Here is a 19,783-nt window from a genome sequence, read left to right as displayed (position 1 = left end):
CCATAAGCGACTCATATGACAGCCTTCATTTCCGCCAGGGCATACTGAAACGTATCTCCCGGGCGCGCGAATGGAAGCACCATGTTAGCAACTCAGGTCACTGATAGTTCGTACAAAGGCTGGCAGGCCTCGCTTGACCTGCGGTTTTGCCACACGCCTGAGAAAACCCTCCTCCATGCCGCGCACCACGTCGGGCCGCTCACGGTACAGCGTCCGTTCTACCCCGAAGGGGAAACCTGCCACCTTTATCTGCTGCACCCGCCGGGCGGTGTGGTGGGTGGTGACAGGCTGGATATTACCGTAAGTCTGGACGCCAATAGCCACGCGCTTATCACCATGCCCGGCGCCAGTAAGTTCTATCGCAGCAGCGGCCCACAGGCCCGCCTTAACCAGCACTTTTATCTCAATGAGGCGTCCACGCTGGAGTGGCTGCCGCAGGACACCATTATCTTTCCCGGCGCCAATGCCGCGCTGCGCTCCGTCTTCCACCTGAAGGCCTCCAGCACACTGCTGGCGTGGGAGCTGTACTGTCTGGGTCGCCCGGTGATCGGCGAGACCTTCAGCCACGGCACGCTGGAGAGCCGCCTTGAGGTCTGGGTGGATGACGAGCCACGTCTGATTGAGCGTCAGCATATCAGCGACGGCGATCTTACCCCTGTTGCCGGGCAGCCGTGGCTCGGCACGCTGCTGTTCTATCCGGCCGGAGACACGCACCTCGACACGGCGCGTGAGCTGCTCGCACCACTGAATACCTTTGCCGGGGCGACGCTCACTGACGATCTGCTGTCGGTGCGTTTTCTCTCCCATGACAACCTGATTTGCCAGCGGGTGATGCGCGATATCTGGCAGTCGCTTCGCCCGCTTCTCACCACCAAAACCGCCTGTTCGCCGCGTATCTGGCAGACATAAGAGAAACGTTATGGAACTGACCCCCAGAGAAAAAGACAAGCTGTTGCTGTTCACCGCCGCGCTGGTTGCCGAACGCCGCCTTGCGCGCGGGGTAAAGCTCAATTACCCGGAATCGGTCGCGCTGATCAGCGCCTTCATTATGGAAGGCGCGCGCGATGGCGAAACCGTCGCCTCGCTGATGGAAGCGGGCCGTCACGTCCTGACGCGTGATCAGGTGATGGAAGGCGTACCGGAGATGATCCCGGATATTCAGGTGGAAGCCACCTTCCCGGACGGGTCAAAACTCGTCACCGTGCATAACCCGATCGTGTAAGGAGCGCGTGATGATCCCAGGCGAATACCAGATCCAGTCCGGCAATATTGCCCTCAACGTCGGGCGAGAAACCCGGCATATCATCGTCGAAAACCACGGCGACCGACCTATCCAGGTAGGGTCGCACTATCACTTTTACGAGGTGAATCCGGCGCTGAAATTTGACCGGGAAGCCACCCGGGGCTTTCGACTGAATATCCCGGCAGGCACCGCGGTGCGGTTCGAACCCGGCCAGAAGCGCGAAGTGACGCTGGTGAAGGTCACCGGGGCGCAGCGCATTTTCGGTTTCCGGGGTGACGTGATGGGAGAAGTGAAAAATGGCTGAGATTTCGCGCCAGGCTTATGCCGATATGTTCGGCCCCACCACCGGCGATAAAGTGCGTTTAGCCGACAGCGAGCTGTGGATCGAAGTCGAAAACGATCTCACCGTCTACGGCGAAGAGGTCAAATTCGGCGGCGGGAAAGTGATCCGCGACGGTATGGGCCAGGGGCAGATGACCGCGGATGACTGCGTGGATCTGGTGCTGACTAACGCGTTGATTGTCGATCACTGGGGGATCGTGAAAGCGGATATCGGCGTGAAGAACGGGCGGATCTTTGCCGTTGGCAAAGCCGGTAACCCGGACATTCAGCCCGGGGTGACGATCCCGATCGGTGCCGCCACGGAAGCGATCGCCGCCGAAGGAAAGATCGTCACCGCTGGCGGGATCGACACTCATATCCACTGGATCTGCCCACAGCAGGCCGAAGAGGCGCTGGTTTCCGGCGTCACGACGATGATCGGCGGCGGTACAGGTCCCGCGGCAGGGACCAACGCCACCACCTGCACGCCGGGGCCGTGGTATATCGCCCGCATGCTGCAGGCTGCCGATACCCTGCCAGTGAATATCGGCCTGCTGGGTAAAGGCAACGGTTCTAACCCGGATGCCCTGCGCGAGCAGATAGCCGCCGGGGCCATCGGGCTTAAGATCCACGAAGACTGGGGCGCGACGCCTGCGGCCATCAACTGCTCGCTGGAAGTGGCGGAAGAGATGGATATTCAGGTGGCGCTGCACAGCGACACGCTGAACGAATCCGGTTTCGTCGAAGACACGCTGGCGGCCATCGGCGGGCGCACCATCCATACCTTCCACACGGAAGGGGCCGGTGGCGGCCACGCGCCGGATATTATTACCGCCTGTGCGCACCCGAATATTCTGCCCTCCTCCACCAACCCGACCCTGCCCTATACGGTCAATACCATCGATGAACATCTCGATATGCTGATGGTCTGCCATCACCTCGACCCGGATATCGCCGAGGATGTGGCTTTTGCCGAATCGCGTATTCGCCGGGAAACCATCGCTGCGGAAGATGTGCTGCACGATATCGGCGCATTCTCGCTGACCTCCTCTGATTCCCAGGCGATGGGCCGCGTGGGCGAAGTGATTCTCCGCACCTGGCAGGTGGCGCACCGCATGAAGGTGCAGCGCGGCGCACTGCCGGAAGAGACTGGCGATAACGACAACTTTCGCGTGAAGCGCTACATCGCCAAATACACCATTAACCCGGCGCTGACGCACGGTATCGCCCATGAAGTGGGCTCCATCGAAGCGGGCAAGCTGGCGGATTTAGTGGTCTGGTCCCCGGCGTTCTTTGGCGTGAAACCCGCCACCATCGTCAAGGGTGGGATGATCGCCTGCGCTCCGATGGGCGATATCAACGCCTCGATTCCCACGCCGCAACCGGTCCATTATCGTCCGATGTTTGGCGCACTGGGTGCCGCACGTCACGCCACCCGGCTGACGTTTGTCTCGCAGGCTGCGGCCGCGCAGGGGATAGCGCAACAGCTCAACCTGCAGAGCGCCACGGCGGTGGTCAAAGGCTGCCGCACGGTGAAAAAGGCCGACATGATCCACAACGGCCTGCAGCCAAATATCACCGTCGATTCGCAAACCTATGAAGTGCGCGTCGACGGCGAACTGATAACCAGCGAACCGGCTGACGTTCTGCCGATGGCGCAACGCTATTTTCTGTTTTGAGGAGTGATGATGATCTATTTAACCCAACGCCTGGACCATGCGCATCCGATTACCGCCAGCGTCACGCTGCCGATTGACGTGCGGGTGAAAAGCCGCGCCCGCGTGGCGCTGAACGACGGCCGCGAAGCCGGGCTCATGCTGCCGCGCGGTGTACTGTTGCGCGGCGGCGACCTGCTCTGTAACGAAGACGGCAGCGAAGTCATCGAAGTGATTGCCGCCCCGGAGTCCGTCTCCGTGGTGCGCTGCGACGATCCGTTCCTCCTCGCCCGCGCCTGCTATCACCTGGGCAACCGCCACGTGCCGCTGCAAATCATGCCCGGCGAGTTGCGCTATCACCACGATCACGTCCTCGACGACATGCTGCGCCAGTTTGGGCTGGCGGTCACCTTCGCCAGCCTGCCGTTTGAACCTGAAGCGGGGGCCTACACCAGCGAGGCCCACAGCCATAGCCACTCTCACGCTCATTCACATTAAGGATTAATCATGCGTAAGTATTTACCCCTGTTACTGCTGGCCTTTTCCCTGCCTGCACTGGCACATCCGGGACACGGTGCCGACAGCTTCCATGCTGGTTTTTTCCACCCGCTGACCGGACTTGATCACCTGCTGATGCTCGCCGGTGCGGGCGTGCTCTCCGCGCTGAGCGGCCGCAAGCTGCTGCTGCCTTTTGCCACCCTCGGGATGATGCTTGTCGGTGCCATTGCGGGCAGCCTGCTCGGCGGCTTTAGCGGCATGGAGATGCTGATTATCGCCTCGCTGGGCGTCTGCGGCGTGATGATGTTTAAAACTGAAAATCGTCTGTTGCTGGCGGTGCCTGCCCTGGCGATGTTCCACGGCTGGGCGCACGGGGTGGAGATGTCCGGCCACAGCTTCTGGCTCTTCACCAGCGGCTTTATGCTGGCCAGCTCCACGGTGCTGTGCGCCAGCTTCGCCGCCGGGTTACTGCTGCGCCGTCACGACGGACTGCGTAAAACCTTTGGCGGTGGGCTTATCGTCTCTGCCCTGCTGGCGCTGATGAGCTGATGGAACTCGCCCGCCAACGGCTGCGTCTGATGCAGCTCTCCAGTAGCAGCCTGCCGGTCGGGTCGTTTACCTGGTCGCAGGGGCTGGAGTGGGCCGTCGAGACAGGCTGGGTTACCGACGCAGAGGCGTTCAAAAACTGGCAAACCCTGCAGATGGAGCAGAGCTTTTTCTGCGTCGACCTGCCGCTATTTGCCCGGCTCTACCGGGCCTGTGAAGAGGGCGATCTGGCGGCAGCAAAACGCTGGACGTCATACCTGCTCGCCTGCCGGGAAACCCGTGAACTGCGGGAAGAAGAACGCAATCGCGGCGCCGCCTTTACGCGGCTCATCAAAAGCTGGGAGCCGGACTGCCCGCCCCTCTGGCAGCCGCTGTTTATGCAAAGCCAGCTCAGCGGCATGGCGTGGCTTGGCGTGCGTTGGGGTATTAGCGCGCACGAGCTGGCCCTGAGTCTGGGCTACAGCTGGATTGAGAGCGCGGTAATGGCTGGCGTCAAGCTGGTACCGTTTGGGCAACAGGCCGCACAACAGCTGATTATTGAACTCAGCGACCATTTTGCCGCCGGGTTTGAACAGGCATTTTTACGTGACGATGAGGCACTGGGCGCGGCGACGCCGCTTTCCGCCATCGCCTCTGCCCGCCACGAAACACAATATTCACGGTTATTCCGTTCCTGAGGATGCAACATGGCTGATTACAAACATCCCCTGCGCGTTGGCGTGGGCGGCCCGGTCGGTTCGGGCAAAACCGCGCTGCTGGAAGCGCTCTGCAAGGCGATGCGCGACACGTATCATCTGGCGGTAGTGACGAACGATATCTACACCAAAGAGGATCAACGCATTCTGACCGAAGCGGGCGCGCTTGAGCCGGAGCGCATTGTGGGCGTAGAGACGGGCGGCTGTCCGCACACCGCCATTCGCGAAGATGCCTCGATGAACCTGGCCGCAGTGGAAGCGCTCAGCGAGAAGTTCGGCAATCTGGATCTGATCTTCGTCGAAAGCGGCGGCGATAACCTGAGCGCCACCTTCAGCCCGGAGCTGGCGGATCTGACGATCTACGTTATCGACGTCGCCGAAGGGGAGAAGATCCCGCGCAAGGGCGGGCCGGGGATCACCAAATCCGATTTTCTGGTGATCAACAAAACCGATCTCGCGCCGTACGTGGGTGCCTCGCTGGAGGTGATGGCGCGCGACACTAACCGCATGCGCGGCGAGCGTCCGTGGACCTTTACCAACCTGAAAGCGGGTGACGGTCTGGCAACGATTATTGCGTTTCTGGAAGAGAAAGGGATGCTGCGGATCTGAAAAAAGGCCTGGCGCAATGCCAGGCCGTGAGGGTTATTTACAGCTGTTACTGGAAGAACCCTGCTCGCGCCACGCGCCCCACTGGCCGCCGGTTCCCGGGGTTTCCTGACCCGGGTTGACATACCACTGGTTGAACCAAATTTTACCGTTGTAAGAGACTTTGGTGCATTTGGTCGGGTAAGCGATTTTGGCGTTATAGGCCGGTGCGGCAGGTTTTACCGGCGTGTCATCTTTTTCCGGGGTGTCGTCTTTCGCGGGTACCGCCGGCTTAGTGACCTTAATGGTCATGCTGTCCGTCGCGGTCCGGCCATCCGCGCCGGTTGTGGTCAGCGTGAAGACCGCTTCTCCTTCGCTGTTGGCAGGAATAACGGCATAGGCATGCGCGCTATCCACGCTCTTCACCAGCGTGCCGTTCAGGTTCGCCTCCAGCGAGAAAGTTTCCGCCCCTTTTGTCACGCTCCAGTTATAGGATTTGGCATTCAGGCTCTTGCTGCCATCCAGCGGGTAGGTGCTCACGCCCGTGGTCGGGGAGACCATGGTGTAATCCGCGCCTGCCGCAGCGGTTGGGGCCGGAGCGACAGGGGTGTTACCGTCTTTCAGCGCCATAATACGGGCTACCGCGCGCTCCATGTCAGGCTGTGTCCCCACTTTTGCCGAATCCCCGTTCGCCAGCGGCGTACCGGTCTCCGCCAGAATCTGACGCATCTGACGCGGTGTCACGGTAATACCGTTGGCTTTGGCGATGCCTGACAGGCTTGCTACCACACCCGCAATAATCGGGTTCGCGGAAGAGGTTCCGGCAAAAGTCGCGGTATAGGAATCGTTAACGCCAGCGTTTTTATACAGATCGCCATAACCGGTGGTCACCACATCCCAGCAGCCCCAGGCAGAACTGGTAATGCGCGAGCCATAGGAGCTGAACGACGCTTTTTTACCGTCTTTCGCACAAAACGCACCCGCCAGAATAGCCCCGGAGTCCCGGACATTCACGTCATACTCCCCCCGGAACCCTGGGCTGTCCATATTGATATTCCCGTTACCTGCTGCCTCAATAACGTGAACACCTTTGTCGGTCAGCGCCTTAATAATATCGTAATAGGCGGTCTGGGATTCCATTGCGACCCAGCAATCCTTCTGACAACCCGATGGATAACCCCCCGCAACTTGTATCCCGATCTGCACCACATCACCCGCTTTTAGCTGGGGGATTAAATTATAGAGGTTATTACTCGCGGAGGCCGCATACCCCATCCGGCTTTTCCAGGCTAAACCGCGAATACCGGTGCCCATATCTTTCGCCGCCATAATCCCCACTGAAGCGGTGTCGTGATCATGGCTTGCAACATACGTCGTCTTGCCAGAGCTGAGGCTCATCGGCGGTAAGTTGGCATGGCTGGTATTCCAGGCATCAATCTCCGCCGAAATAATCGTTACCCCTTCACCCGCACTGCCTGCATAGCGATCAACACTGTCACGGTTGACGCCCCCCATATAATAACCGGTGCGCTTAACATCCGGTGCTTTGAGATAATCCTGCTTATTGCGGAAATCCGGAACGGCAGCAGACGTTAAATTATCATTCAGTGAGGACTTTAACTGTGGCGTAAGGGCCGTGTCATCCAGCGATACCGGCTCGGCTTCCGGGTACACAAACTCTACGTTCTGATTTTGTTCAAGCTCGGTGATAATATGGTTAATATATGTTTTATCCTGACTTTTATCTTTCGGTAACTCAATGCGCAGATAACGGTCAAAACCATAGCGTTTATTAAGCTCCGTCAATTCAGAGGATTGAGTAGAACTACGCAAGTTGGTCGGACGGAACATATTTGTTGTTGTCAGGGAAGCGTCGCTCAAGGTAATTTTATTGTTTGTGGCTTTTAACAGACCTGTCGTCGGTTTTAGCTTGAGCACAATTGCGGTGTAGGTGGCATTATCCTGTGCAAATTCATTTTGCACCAGAGTTTCAGCCGCAGCAGAGAATGAAATTGCTGCACAAATAAAAAGAGATAAAGCGCTTTTTTTCATGATAATCACGGTTCCTGTGTGAATTGAAATTTTTCCTTTTTCAGTATCACTGACACACGGACCGCGAAGAATAAGAGTGGCCTACTCTGATGAACAGAGTTTTCTCTAAATAATTAAGAAAATTCCATACTGCGTAAATTTATATTTCGCAATGCAACGATACACTTAGATACAAAAAACGTAAAGCTTAATCATTATGAAATAATCAAGAGCCGTCGGCGTTAAAAATATTCTCGTTGCTGCTGCGACTTTACCGCAAAATGAATTTTAATAACATTATATCTTGCGAGGTGCTCCAACCGCCGTTGGCCCCGCCATTTCATGAAAGGGTTAATACGACGCATCATTATGGACATTAAAATCGTTATCGCTGAAGAATCCTCGTTAATTCGACGCGGCTTATCCTCCATGATGCAGTCCCTCTCGTTACCCGCCGTTGGCATGGATCAGAGGTGCGTTCTGATCGGTGAGGCAGCGGCCTCCGCTGAACTTCAGTCGCTTCTTGGCCAGCATAATCCGGATATCGCTATTCTTGGCTATTCGCTGACAACCAGCCTCAGCCGCCCTCCGCTCGGGGGAATGGACGGGCTGAAGCTCTTGAGATGGCTTAAACAGACCTATCCTGCGCTTAATATTATCCTGCTCTCGCCTTATGCAAACGCCACGCTTATCCGTCAGGCGCTAAAGGAAGGAGTCAGAGCGTACTTATCACGTGATATCAACGAGAAAACCTTAAGCCAGGCGATTACCACGGTCCTGAAAGGCGAGATTTATATCGAAAACCAGCTGGTGAATATGCTTTTCCGTCATGAAAAGACGGACGTGGAGAAACTCTCTCCGCGGGAAATTGACGTGCTACGCCTGATATGTAAGGGGTTAAATTTGAAGGAGATTGCACAGTTTATGCATTTAAGCATCAAAACGGTCAGCGCACATAAGGTCCGGGCGATGGAAAAGCTGGACGTACAAAACGACTGCCAGCTTTACTCTTTGATCATCAAGAACCAGATGTTTGAGATCGGGATGTAAACGTCTCCCGCCGCTAAGACGGGAGCGTCGGTCAAGCTTCCGGCAGCTCCGCCAGCGGCCAGCGTGGGCGTACAGAGACGCTCAGATCCGCCGTTGCGCCAGCGTTCAGGCGCACCATCCCGGCGTAGGCGATCATCGCCCCGTTATCGGTACAGAATTCCGGGCGCGCATAAAACACTTCCCCGCGACGCTTTTGCATCATCTCCGCCAGCTTCGCACGCAGCGTACGGTTAGCGCTGACGCCACCCGCCATCACCAGGCGCTTAAAGCCGGTCTGATCCAGCGCGCGTTTACACTTGATCATCAGCGTATCGACCACCGCATCTTCGAATGCGCGAGCGATGTCCGCACGGGTCTGCTCGCTGTCATCGTTATTGCGGATGGTATTGGCGGCAAAGGTTTTCAGGCCGGAGAAGCTGAAATCCAGCCCCGGACGGTCGGTCATTGGACGCGGGAAGACAAAACGCCCTTCCGTGCCCTGCGACGCCATTTTCGAGAGCATCGGGCCGCCCGGGTAATCCAGACCCAGCAGCTTAGCGGTTTTGTCGAAGGCTTCTCCGGCGGCGTCATCAATCGACTCGCCCAGCAGCTCATACTTGCCAATACCCGTCACGCTAATCAGCTGGGTATGGCCGCCAGAGACCAGCAGCGCCACAAACGGGAATTCGGGCGGATTCTCTTCCAGCATCGGTGCCAGAAGATGCCCTTCCATATGGTGAACCGGAATGGCCGGAACATCCCACGCGAAGGCCAGGGAACGGCCCACCGTCGCACCGACCAGCAGCGCGCCGACCAGACCCGGGCCTGCCGTGTAGGCGACGGCATCAATATCAGTTGAGTTCAAGCCGGCCTCTTTCAGTGCCGCCTGAATCAGGGGAACCGTTTTACGTACGTGGTCACGAGAGGCCAGTTCAGGCACGACGCCGCCGTAGTCAGCATGCAATTTCACCTGACTATACAGTTGGTTGGCAAGAAGCCCTTTTTCGTCGTCGTAAATGGCGATGCCGGTTTCATCGCAGGATGTTTCAATACCCAGTACACGCATGACTTGTTTTACCTCGTTTCAGTACCGCGCAGTGTAGAGCCTGGGCGGGTTGATGTAAAACTTTGTTCGCCCCAGGACATCCGCTCGTGTATACTCTTCCCCCTTATAAAAGTCCCTTTCAAAAACGCGTCGGTGCTTTACAAAGCAGCAGCATTTGCAGTAAAATTCCGCACCATTTTGAAATAAGCTGGCGTTGATGCCAGCGGCAAACCGAATTTATCAAAGGTGAGAGTTACATGCCGGTAATTAAAGTACGTGAAAACGAGCCGTTCGACGTAGCACTGCGTCGCTTCAAACGTTCATGCGAGAAAGCAGGTGTTCTGGCTGAAGTTCGTCGTCGTGAGTTCTATGAAAAACCAACGACTGAACGTAAGCGCGCTAAAGCTTCTGCAGTGAAACGTCACGCGAAGAAACTGGCTCGCGAAAACGCACGCCGTACTCGTCTGTACTAATCCGTTGAGGGCGACAGTCCTCAATTGACAGACAGAGTAATAGTCGTAAGGCCGTGCTTCCGGAAGGAATGCGCGGCTTGTTTTCGTTTATGAGTTGCTAAAAACTTTTGGGGCATATGGCCGGACGAATCCCACGCGTTTTCATCAATGACCTGCTGGCAAGAACCGACATCGTCGATCTTATCGACGCGCGGGTAAAGCTGAAAAAGCAGGGCAAGAACTACCATGCGTGCTGTCCTTTCCATAACGAAAAAACCCCCTCCTTCACCGTCAACGGTGAAAAGCAGTTTTACCATTGCTTCGGCTGTGGCGCACACGGTAATGCCGTCGATTTTTTAATGAACTACGACAAGCTCGAGTTCGTTGAAACCGTCGAAGAGCTGGCGGCGATGCACAACCTTGAAGTGCCGTATGAAGCGGGCAGTGGACCAAGCCAGATAGAGCGCCATCAGCGTCAAACGCTGTATCAACTGATGGATGGCCTGAATTCGTTTTACCAACAGTCTCTTAAGCACTCTGCGGCTGAGCCTGCGCGTCAGTATCTGAACAAGCGCGGACTGAGCGACGATGTTATTGCGCGTTTCGCTATTGGTTACGCCCCGCCCGGCTGGGACAACGTGTTAAAGCGTTTTGGCGGCAATAGCGAAGATCGTAAATCGTTGATCGACGCAGGCATGCTGGTCACCAACGACCAGGGACGAAGCTACGACCGCTTCCGCGAACGGGTGATGTTCCCGATCCGCGACAAGCGTGGCCGGGTGATTGGGTTTGGTGGGCGCGTGTTGGGTGATGCCCTGCCCAAGTACCTCAACTCCCCGGAAACCGACATTTTCCATAAGGGCCGCCAGCTTTACGGCCTTTATGAGGCGCAGCAGGCAAATGCGGAACCTCCGCGCCTTCTCGTCGTCGAAGGGTATATGGATGTCGTTGCGCTGGCGCAGTATGACATCAATTACGCAGTAGCCTCGTTGGGCACATCCACCACGGCCGATCATATTCAGCTGCTGTTTCGGGTGACCAACAACGTCATCTGCTGCTACGACGGTGACCGCGCAGGGCGCGATGCCGCCTGGCGTGCGCTGGAAACTGCGCTACCTTATATGACCGACGGGCGGCAGTTACGCTTTATGTTCCTGCCCGACGGTGAAGACCCGGATACGCTGGTGCGTAAAGAGGGCAAAGCGGCGTTTGAAGCGCGGATGGAGCAGGCTCAGCCGCTCTCCACGTTCTTGTTTAACAGCCTGATGCCGCAGGTTGATTTAAGTACCCCTGACGGGCGCGCGCAGCTCAGCACGCTGGCGCTGCCGTTAATCAGCCAGGTGCCCGGCGAAACGCTGCGCATCTATCTGCGTCAGGAGTTAGGCAACAAGCTCGGCATTCTGGATGACAGCCAGCTTGAACGTTTAATGCCAAAACAGGCTGAAAACGGCACGGTTCGCCCCGCGCCTCAGCTAAAACGCACAACCATGCGTATACTGATAGGGTTACTGGTCCAAAACCCCGAACTTGCGCCGCAAGTGCCATCGCTGGCGGGTTTGAACCACGAAAAATTGCCCGGACTTGGCTTATTTTCAGAACTGGTCAACACATGTTTGTCTCAGCCAGGTCTGACCACCGGACAACTTTTAGAACATTATCGCGGCACAAAAGAGGCCGCTACCCTTGAAAAATTGTCGATGTGGGACGATATAGCAGATAAGGACATTGCAGAAAAAACGTTCACCGACTCACTCAACCATATGTTTGATTCGATGCTCGAGCTGCGCCAGGAAGAGTTGATTGCTCGCGAGCGCACACACGGTTTGAGCAGCGAAGAACGCCGGGAGCTCTGGATGATAAACCAGGAACTGGCGAAGAAATAAGCAAAAAGACAAAAGTATTTAACGGCTTAAGTGCCGAATATCGATCGGGAAGCCCCCGGCAGCCGCACTGAGAGGCAGCGGCAAAAATATAAGTACGCCCTCGCTTTAAAGGTTGGCAAACCATCGCCGACACCAATCAAACGAATTAAGTGTGGATACCGTCTTATGGAGCAAAACCCGCAGTCACAGCTGAAACTTCTTGTCCAACGTGGTAAGGAGCAAGGCTATCTGACCTATGCCGAGGTCAATGACCATCTGCCGGAAGATATCGTCGATTCAGATCAAATCGAAGACATCATCCAAATGATCAATGACATGGGCATTCAGGTGATGGAAGAAGCACCGGATGCCGATGATCTGTTGCTGGCTGAAACCTCCAACAACACTGACGAAGATGCGGAAGAAGCTGCTGCACAGGTACTGTCCAGCGTGGAATCTGAAATCGGGCGTACCACTGACCCGGTCCGCATGTACATGCGCGAAATGGGTACCGTTGAACTGTTGACCCGCGAAGGCGAAATTGACATCGCAAAACGCATCGAAGACGGGATCAACCAGGTTCAGTGCTCTGTTGCTGAGTACCCGGAAGCGATCACCTATCTGCTGGAGCAGTACGATCGTGTTGAAGCGGAAGAAGCGCGTCTGTCCGATCTGATCACCGGTTTTGTCGACCCGAACGCTGAAGAAGATATGGCCCCAACCGCCACTCACGTCGGTTCTGAACTGTCTCAGGAAGAGATGGATGACGACGAAGACGAAGATGAAGAAGAGAGCGACGACGACAGCGCCGATGATGACAACAGCATCGACCCGGAACTGGCGCGTGAGAAGTTCGCCGAGCTGCGTACTCAGTACGAAGTGACGCGTGACACCATCAAAGCCAAAGGTCGCAGTCACGCTGCTGCCCAGGAAGAGATCCTGAAACTGTCTGAAGTCTTCAAACAGTTCCGCCTGGTGCCAAAACAGTTCGACTACCTGGTGAACAGCATGCGCGTGATGATGGATCGCGTACGTACCCAGGAACGCATCATCATGAAGCTGTGCGTTGAGCAGTGCAAAATGCCGAAGAAGAACTTCATCACCCTCTTCACCGGCAACGAAACCAGCGAAACCTGGTTCAACGCGGCTATCGCGATGAACAAACCGTGGTCTGAAAAACTGCACGACGTGAAAGAAGACGTGCATCGCGGTCTGCAGAAGCTGCAGCAAATTGAAGAAGAGACCGGCCTGACCATCGAGCAGGTGAAAGACATCAACCGTCGTATGTCCATCGGTGAAGCGAAAGCCCGTCGTGCGAAGAAAGAGATGGTTGAAGCAAACTTACGTCTGGTTATCTCTATCGCCAAGAAATACACCAACCGCGGTCTGCAGTTCCTGGATCTGATTCAGGAAGGCAACATCGGTCTGATGAAAGCGGTAGATAAGTTTGAATACCGTCGTGGTTACAAGTTCTCCACCTATGCGACCTGGTGGATCCGTCAGGCAATTACCCGCTCTATCGCGGATCAGGCGCGCACCATCCGTATTCCGGTGCATATGATTGAGACCATCAACAAGCTCAACCGTATTTCCCGCCAGATGCTGCAGGAGATGGGTCGCGAGCCGACGCCGGAAGAGCTGGCTGAACGCATGCTGATGCCGGAAGACAAGATCCGTAAAGTGCTGAAGATCGCCAAAGAGCCAATCTCCATGGAAACACCAATCGGTGATGATGAAGATTCGCATCTGGGTGATTTCATCGAGGATACCACCCTCGAGCTGCCGCTGGACTCTGCCACCACCGAGAGCCTGCGTGCAGCCACGCACGACGTTCTGGCTGGCCTGACCGCCCGTGAAGCGAAAGTACTGCGTATGCGTTTCGGTATCGATATGAACACCGACCACACGCTGGAAGAAGTGGGTAAACAGTTTGACGTTACCCGCGAACGTATCCGTCAGATCGAAGCGAAGGCGCTGCGTAAACTGCGCCATCCGAGCCGCTCTGAAGTGCTGCGTAGCTTCCTGGACGATTAATCCAGGTAAACAGCAAAAAGCTCCCAATCGGGAGCTTTTTTTTTGTTTATTCCCTCTCCCTGTGGGAGAGGGCCAGGGTGAGGGAATCAGGCCGCAGAGCCCCCTAAAGCCCCCGCACCACCAGCGCCTCGTCGAGCTCCCTGTAAGCTTCCACCAGTTTATCCAGCGTTGCCCTGTTAAGTCCGCTCGGGTTTGGCAGCACCCATACCTGCGTCACGCCGATGGTGATGGCCTGTTTCCCCCATTTCACCCCGCGCTGGCTGAACGCCTGCTCATAGGCCTGTTTCCCCAGAATCGCCAGCGCGGCAGGCTGGTAGTCTTCGATCTTCTTAATCAGTTCCCGCCCGCCAGTGCGCAGCTCATGCAGGTTGACTTCGCTCGCCTGCACGGTTGGTCGCTCCACCAGCATGGTGATCCCGCAGCGCGTATCCAGCAGATGCTGCTCCTCTTCAGGCTTGAGTAACCGGTCGGTAAACCCGGCCTGGTAGATCACTTTCCAGAAGCGGTTCCCCGGATGAGCAAAGTGAAAACCGGTATGCGCCGAGGATTTACCGGGGTTGATCCCACAGAACACCACCCGTAATCCCGGGGCCAGAATATCGTTGATCATATTTACTCCCGATTGATACATCATCATGGAAGTATAAAGGATTGATTATGCGTTGTTTATAAAAACAGCAGGCGGGTGTGAATGGCTGGATTGCTGCGGGGAGTTACATTATAATCCACCGCCACGGCCCCTTAGCTCAGTGGTTAGAGCAGGCGACTCATAATCGCTTGGTCGCTGGTTCAAGTCCAGCAGGGGCCACCAAATTTTAGCTTTACAATCATATGATTAAGCCACTCACATGAGTGGCTTTTTTGTTGGCTTAATTTTCAGTGGCGATGAAATGGCGGTATCGCTGAGTTCTTACAGAGATAAAAAAAACCGCACGAGGCGGTTTTTTTGACTGATGCGGCTATCGTTAACTGCGGTTCACCGAGGGCGCCCGGGCACGTTCCGGCATGCCAGGGGCTGCAATCAGGCGCTCTACCGACTCCATGGTGACAAACGTACAGCTGCAATCAACGTTGGTGCACTGGTGATAACGCTCTTTGGTATTTTCACTCAAATAGCGACTGGTTCGCGCATGTGCCGAGTGCTTGCATTTAGGACAATGAAACATACCGCCTCCGTTTAATTCACTTTTTGTGAATTAATAATACCCCAAAAGCGTAAAATTAAAAGCGTACTACTCGCTTTCGATGGAAAATTTTTCGTCGGCAATGTCAGGTTCAAGATTCACCTCCGTCGTAAAGCCTCTTCCGTCAAGGGTGTGAACGACCCGGCTGACGATCCACGCTTGCTCGTCAATCGCCCGCTTGAAGCCTTTCACCTGAAGGGGTGTTTCGGGAAAAAGGTCAGCTTTTCCCAGCGCCAGCTGGATAGAAAATTTCACTACCCCGCGCTGTAAAGCACGCCATTTGGCTTCAGCCGCTCTGAGTGCCTGCGCTTCGGAGGCAAAAATAGTGGTCAGCTCAAAGACGTTATCGGCGGCGCCAACCAACGTCTCCTGCGGCGTTTGCTCCGTGCTGCCGGATACGGCTGCGGCATCCGGATGAGGTAACGCGCCTGTCGCTGCCGCCGGTGGCAGACGATTGATGCTGACCTTTGGGTGTTGTTGTTTAGGATCGCTCGTTTGCAGCCATTTGGCCGTCACGCCGGAATATGCTTCGCGATCGGCGATGGAAAAGCTGTGTTTATCACCATCGGCGCGTTCAATCACCTTCAACGCAACCGGTTTGCCGCTGGCCGTCACGGCGCCGCCCGCTTTCATGAAAAGCACCTTCCCTTCCTTAACGGCGACAAACGCGCCATTGCGTTCAGCCAGGCGGGAGAGAAACGCAGCATCGGACTCCTGAGTTTGGTCGATATGCGCAATGGCTATGGATGAAAATTCCGCCGCCACGCTGGCGCTAAGCTGGTTGCGCTGCGCGATGGTATCAACAATTGCGCCGAGGGTGGTGTCATGCCATGACTGCTCGCGGCGAACGTTGAGCTTGCCACGAAAATCGGCGCTGCGCCCCCGAATGGTTAACCGGTCCGGCGCCCCCCGAAATTCAATATCATCGACCGTGAAATTCCCCTTCGGCTCCAGAGGGGTACCCTGCCAGCCCAGCCATAGTGTTATAAACGCGCCGCGAGCCGGCAGGTCTAACAGATCGTCGGAATCATCCAGCTCAATGTCCACCTGATCGGCTTCCAGGCCTCGGTTGTCAGTCATGGTCAAGCGGATAAGGCGATGGCTAAAATTTTGCGTAATATCACGGCCATTAAGCTTGAGCATAAAATCGGGGGCGATTTTCTCCCCTGCCCGGATATTCATTTCCGTGATCATCCCAGCAGCCCTCCAATTTCGGTACGCGCGCTGGTCACCAGCTCTTCAGCCTGTGTTCTCAGGTCGCCAAACATCGCCATCAGCGATTCGTCAACCCGCTTCAGAGAAAGCGTAAAATCAATTTTCCGCGCCGTACCATCGCTGTAAAAATCCGTATGGGTGTGCGTCACCTTATCAATCACAAACATGCCATGAATAATGCCCGTCCCGTCGATCAGCGGCCAGGCACGCCCCTCATTCGCCATCAGTTCGATGGCTTTCAGGGACAATCGCCCTCCGGTAATTTCAGGATAAAGCGTTCCGGAGAGCGTATGGGATGTATCGCCCTCACCCAGATACTGCCAGGCTTTGGGCTTCCCGATGCGATCGTTAGAGGCCCAGCGGTAATCCTTTGAAAACTGCATTGACTGATACGGCAAGGTTCGTCGCTCAAAGACAAACAGCCCCAGCACCATTAACATTTTCTCTCTCCTTACTCATACATAAAGTGGGATCGCTGGTCCGCCGCTTTCTGTCTGTCTCTGTTGTCCAGGGCATCCTGAATTTGGCGGCTGAGGTCCGCTCCGGATGTCATATCTCCCTGCAGCGTGAAGTGATATTCGCTCCTGCTCTGATCGACGTAAGAGCGTCCGCCAGTGGCGAGCGCTGGCTGATACTTCAGATAGCCACCATAGGTCGATGTCGGCGGAATATACGCACTGCCCGGCGCAGAGGAAGCCGCCTCTGCGTTAGCCGCAGCGGGCTCGATGTTGTCCGACTTTGTTTTGATAAGACCGAGTTTATCCAGTAGCCAGGTCGCCTTGCTGCTCAGAGTGTTGAACAGATTAAGCGGTGCCATCAACGCCTCCCCGAGCATCTGACCGAACATCACCCCCGCGTTTTTGCAACTGTCGAGCGTTTCCTGAGTCGTTTTGATTGGCGTAATCAGGTCGGTGAACCACTGCCAGATCCCGCCCAGCTTCTCTGAGATGAAACCAAACGCCTGCAGAAGTGGAGAAAACAGCTCGCCCAGTGGAGCAAAAGCCACAGAAAGCCCTTCCATCACCCCGGTAAAGAAGGCGCTGACTGGTTCCCAGTATTTAAAAATCAGTAATGCACCCGCCGCAATCGCCGCACCAATGGCAATGATGGGCCAGCTGAGGGCACCCAGGATCGCCATGATGCTGCCGCCGACCACGCTGAAGGCGGTGCCTAACATCCCGGCGGCGGTAATGACCAGGTTCAGGCCGGTCACCATCGGCGCAACGACCATGCCCAACCCGCCCACTATGCCGGCAAACGCCTGCGCGCCGACGATAACCCCGACCAGGCCTTGCGTCAGTGCGGGGTTGGCATTCACCCACAGAGAGAGCGTACTGATCCACCCGGTCGCGGTGGTGGTCAGGGTACGCAGGGCGCCATCCGCCTTATCAAATACATCCATCTTCAGGCCGTTCCACACCGCCTGAAGCTTGCCTATATCACCGGCAAGGTTATCGGACTGAACGGCAGCTACCCGCGCGGTACTGCCCTTTGCCCCCTGGAGCTGCTTACGTTTCTCAGACAGCGTTCCATTACCCGCGGCGGAGACCAGTACCGCAGCGCCTTGCGCGTTTTCCTGACCGAAAATGGTCTTCAGGTACGCCATCTGCTGCGCGGTACCGAGCTGGCTCTTTTCAAAGGATGCGGAGAGGGCTTCAAGGATCTGCTCGGCAGGCAGCAAATTGCCTTGTCCATCATGGGTCTGTACGTTCAGTTCACTCAGCGCGGCAGAACCCTGACCGTTCTGCATCTGCAGATGGCTCAGCACAGCGCTGACCCCGGCGCCAGCCGTGCTCCCTTTCATCCCCTTTTCCATCAGAATGCCAAGCAGCGCGGTCGTCTCTTCAAGGCTCACGCCAGCGCCGCTGGCAGTTGGCGCAACAGAGGCCACGGCAGCACCCAGCTCGGTAAGGCTGGTGTGAGAGGAGGTAAATCCGCGGGTCAGCACGTCTGCGACACGCTCAGCATCGGTATTGGCCAGGTTGAACGCGGTCTGTGCATTGCTGATGATGTCGGCGGCGTTTGCGGCATCGACATTTCCCGCGAGGCTGAGATTAACCGCAGGAAGCGTGGCCGCAAGCACACCATCGGCGTCATATCCTGAACGAACCAGCTCGGTCTGCGCCCGGGTGACCGCCTCCGTTGAGGTTCCCGTACCGGCACTGACGTCCCGCGCCTGCTGACGAATAGCCTCAAGTCTGGCATCCCCCTTCTCCAGACCAAGACTGGCCTGAATAGCGGACATCTGCTTTTCAGCACTGATACCCGGCGCCATAAACCGGGACGTCTGGTCAAAGCCCGTCTTTGCCATGCTCACGCCTGTGCCAGCAAGCTGATGCACACGCGTGGCAACACGTTTGCCGGATTCGTAGCGACGCTGAACGGCATTGAGCCGCTCCTGCTGCTGATTAACCCGGGCGAGCGCCTCTCGTTGTCCGTTGAGCTGCTGCGTTTTTTCGCCGATGCTCTTTCTTAAACGACGTTCATCTGCTGCCAGGGTCCGGGTATTAATCCCCGCCTGCGCAAGTTCGCCGCGCTGACGCTGGACGGACTGGCGCAGTGTGTTGTACTCAAGCTTCAGGGCGGCGGCAGACTGGCGGGCTGCCGTCAGCGCATCGTTCTGCACACGGGTGGGGTTTTGCGTGTTTTTCAGTTCACGTGCCAGCGCCGCCGTCTGTTGTCTCGCCAGGGCAAGCGCCTGCCCCGTCATGGTGAGCTGACTGCTTGTTTTTCTGAATCCATCGACGCGGGCCGCCTGCTCATCGAGCGCGCGCAGCGCCGCCTGCGATTCACCGATCTCTCCCTCAAGAGAGAGACTGGCATTGTGGATAGCTTTGAGCGGTCGGCTTGCCCTGGCGACTGCATCCAGCAGCGCCTGAAGTCTGACATTATTACTCATGGTGGTTTCCGCTTCGCTGCAGCGCCTTTTCGCGCCATATGAGGAGTTCGGTCACGCTCAGGGAGTACAACTCTGACGGCGGCCAGTGAAAAATCACCGCGATATCCGCCATCAGATCGTCGACCGACAGGTTTTCAGGAAATTTCAGCGAGCCGAAGTCGGTGACAAAAAACCGACCACCTTACCGGCAAAAGAGAGCAGGTCGGAGGCATCCAGACGTGCAATCTCATGTTCGGTCAACGCGGGAGAGGTCATTCGCGGCAGCACTTTAATCAGGGCATCCACATCAGATTGCGCCAGCGACGCCAGCGATACGCCACGCAGAGTGCCCGCATTGGGTTTTGCGACGGTCACTTTTTCGATTTTTTGCTCGCCGCGCAGAACGGGGCTATCAAGCGTGACGGTGTTTGGGTTTTCGCTTTCGTTGATAACAGTCTCGTTGATATTTTCCATTTCGTTACTCTCAAAAGGGTAAGTAACCGGCCAGCA

General features: G+C 56.3%; 21 protein-coding genes and 1 tRNA gene. 13 read left to right on the top strand and 9 right to left on the bottom strand.

Going from position 1 to position 19,783, the window contains the following annotated elements:
• Positions 1-81: 81 nt before the first annotated feature.
• The 8 genes from APU11_RS22515 to ureG are packed head-to-tail and all read left to right on the top strand — an operon-like array spanning position 82 to position 5,567.
• Positions 82-909 (top strand): urease accessory protein UreD, encoded by an 828-nt coding sequence (locus APU11_RS22515; RefSeq protein ID WP_058651368.1) that lies wholly within the window; start codon positions 82-84, stop codon positions 907-909.
• A gap of 10 nt (positions 910-919) precedes the next feature.
• On the top strand, positions 920-1,222 hold the full coding sequence (locus APU11_RS22510) for an urease subunit gamma (protein WP_003862556.1): 303 nt from the start codon (positions 920-922) through the stop codon (positions 1,220-1,222).
• 10 nt (positions 1,223-1,232) lie between these two features.
• Entirely contained in the window at positions 1,233-1,547 is a 315-nt protein-coding gene (locus tag APU11_RS22505; protein WP_040021813.1) for an urease subunit beta, read from the top strand.
• A complete protein-coding gene (gene ureC, locus APU11_RS22500; RefSeq protein ID WP_058651369.1) occupies positions 1,540-3,243 on the top strand; it encodes an urease subunit alpha in 1,704 nt (567 codons plus the stop codon). The genes APU11_RS22505 and ureC overlap by 8 nt, the downstream gene beginning before the upstream one ends.
• 9 nt (positions 3,244-3,252) lie before the next feature.
• On the top strand, positions 3,253-3,717 hold the full coding sequence (gene ureE / locus APU11_RS22495) for an urease accessory protein UreE (RefSeq protein ID WP_058651370.1): 465 nt from the start codon (positions 3,253-3,255) through the stop codon (positions 3,715-3,717).
• Between the two features lie 9 nt (positions 3,718-3,726).
• Entirely contained in the window at positions 3,727-4,266 is a 540-nt protein-coding gene (locus APU11_RS22490; RefSeq protein ID WP_058651371.1) for a HupE/UreJ family protein, read from the top strand.
• Positions 4,266-4,940 carry an urease accessory protein UreF gene (locus tag APU11_RS22485; protein WP_013098771.1) on the top strand — a complete coding sequence of 225 codons (675 nt, stop codon included), beginning with the start codon at positions 4,266-4,268 and terminating at the stop codon, positions 4,938-4,940. Before APU11_RS22490 ends, APU11_RS22485 begins: the two co-directional genes overlap by 1 nt.
• 9 nt (positions 4,941-4,949) lie before the next feature.
• Positions 4,950-5,567: an urease accessory protein UreG gene (gene ureG / locus APU11_RS22480; RefSeq protein WP_013098772.1), complete on the top strand. Its 618-nt coding sequence runs from the start codon at positions 4,950-4,952 to the stop codon at positions 5,565-5,567.
• Between the two features lie 33 nt (positions 5,568-5,600).
• Here the strand turns inward: ureG and APU11_RS22475 are convergent, their stop codons facing one another.
• Positions 5,601-7,595 (bottom strand): serine protease, encoded by a 1,995-nt coding sequence (locus APU11_RS22475; RefSeq protein ID WP_058651372.1) that lies wholly within the window; start codon positions 7,593-7,595, stop codon positions 5,601-5,603.
• 348 nt (positions 7,596-7,943) lie between these two features.
• Here APU11_RS22475 and APU11_RS22470 point away from each other — a divergent pair, with 348 nt between their 5' ends.
• The gene (locus APU11_RS22470) at positions 7,944-8,624 is read left to right on the top strand and encodes a response regulator transcription factor (protein ID WP_029883055.1); all 681 of its coding nucleotides are present in this window, start codon (positions 7,944-7,946) and stop codon (positions 8,622-8,624) included.
• Between the two features lie 31 nt (positions 8,625-8,655).
• On the opposite strand, the gene tsaD is transcribed toward APU11_RS22470, so the two are convergent.
• A complete protein-coding gene (gene tsaD / locus APU11_RS22465; protein WP_013098775.1) occupies positions 8,656-9,669 on the bottom strand; it encodes a tRNA (adenosine(37)-N6)-threonylcarbamoyltransferase complex transferase subunit TsaD in 1,014 nt (337 codons plus the stop codon).
• Positions 9,670-9,905: 236 nt separating this feature from the next.
• Between tsaD and rpsU the strand changes: the two genes are divergently transcribed.
• The 3 genes from rpsU (at position 9,906) to rpoD (ending at position 13,996) form a co-directional block, all read left to right on the top strand.
• Complete coding sequence (gene rpsU / locus APU11_RS22460; protein WP_001144069.1) at positions 9,906-10,121, top strand: 30S ribosomal protein S21; 216 nt, start codon at positions 9,906-9,908, stop codon at positions 10,119-10,121.
• 116 nt (positions 10,122-10,237) lie between these two features.
• The gene (dnaG, locus tag APU11_RS22455) at positions 10,238-11,983 is read left to right on the top strand and encodes a DNA primase (protein WP_014833324.1); all 1,746 of its coding nucleotides are present in this window, start codon (positions 10,238-10,240) and stop codon (positions 11,981-11,983) included.
• Between the two features lie 165 nt (positions 11,984-12,148).
• Entirely contained in the window at positions 12,149-13,996 is a 1,848-nt protein-coding gene (gene rpoD / locus APU11_RS22450) for an RNA polymerase sigma factor RpoD (protein WP_013098777.1), read from the top strand.
• A gap of 103 nt (positions 13,997-14,099) precedes the next feature.
• Here rpoD and mug read toward each other — a convergent pair whose 3' ends face one another.
• Positions 14,100-14,606, bottom strand: a complete 507-nt coding sequence (gene mug / locus APU11_RS22445) for a G/U mismatch-specific DNA glycosylase (protein WP_020689452.1) — start codon at positions 14,604-14,606, stop codon at positions 14,100-14,102.
• 125 nt (positions 14,607-14,731) lie between these two features.
• On the opposite strand from mug, the gene APU11_RS22440 reads away from it, so the two are divergent.
• Positions 14,732-14,807, top strand: a tRNA-Ile gene (locus APU11_RS22440).
• Between the two features lie 154 nt (positions 14,808-14,961).
• Here APU11_RS22440 and APU11_RS27385 read toward each other — a convergent pair.
• The 6 genes from APU11_RS27385 to APU11_RS22415 all read right to left on the bottom strand — a co-directional run bounded on the left by APU11_RS27385 (position 14,962) and on the right by APU11_RS22415 (position 19,747).
• Entirely contained in the window at positions 14,962-15,162 is a 201-nt protein-coding gene (locus tag APU11_RS27385; RefSeq protein WP_014833326.1) for an ogr/Delta-like zinc finger family protein, read from the bottom strand.
• 66 nt (positions 15,163-15,228) lie between these two features.
• Positions 15,229-16,374: a phage late control D family protein gene (locus APU11_RS22435; protein WP_058651373.1), complete on the bottom strand. Its 1,146-nt coding sequence runs from the start codon at positions 16,372-16,374 to the stop codon at positions 15,229-15,231.
• On the bottom strand, positions 16,371-16,835 hold the full coding sequence (locus tag APU11_RS22430) for a phage tail protein (protein WP_014833328.1): 465 nt from the start codon (positions 16,833-16,835) through the stop codon (positions 16,371-16,373). Before APU11_RS22430 ends, APU11_RS22435 begins: the two co-directional genes overlap by 4 nt.
• A gap of 11 nt (positions 16,836-16,846) precedes the next feature.
• Entirely contained in the window at positions 16,847-19,294 is a 2,448-nt protein-coding gene (locus APU11_RS22425; RefSeq protein WP_060578724.1) for a phage tail tape measure protein, read from the bottom strand.
• Positions 19,287-19,442, bottom strand: a complete 156-nt coding sequence (locus tag APU11_RS22420) for a GpE family phage tail protein (protein ID WP_306173136.1) — start codon at positions 19,440-19,442, stop codon at positions 19,287-19,289. Before APU11_RS22420 ends, APU11_RS22425 begins: the two co-directional genes overlap by 8 nt.
• The gene (locus APU11_RS22415; RefSeq protein ID WP_038420626.1) at positions 19,439-19,747 is read right to left on the bottom strand and encodes a phage tail assembly protein; all 309 of its coding nucleotides are present in this window, start codon (positions 19,745-19,747) and stop codon (positions 19,439-19,441) included. The genes APU11_RS22420 and APU11_RS22415 overlap by 4 nt, the downstream gene beginning before the upstream one ends.
• Positions 19,748-19,783 lie beyond the last annotated feature (36 nt).

Source organism: Enterobacter sp. 50793107, from assembly GCF_001463365.1.
GTDB lineage: Bacteria > Pseudomonadota > Gammaproteobacteria > Enterobacterales > Enterobacteriaceae > Enterobacter > Enterobacter cloacae.
Note: the sequence above shows the minus strand (reverse complement) of the source record. Positions and strands in the feature narration are given on the sequence as shown.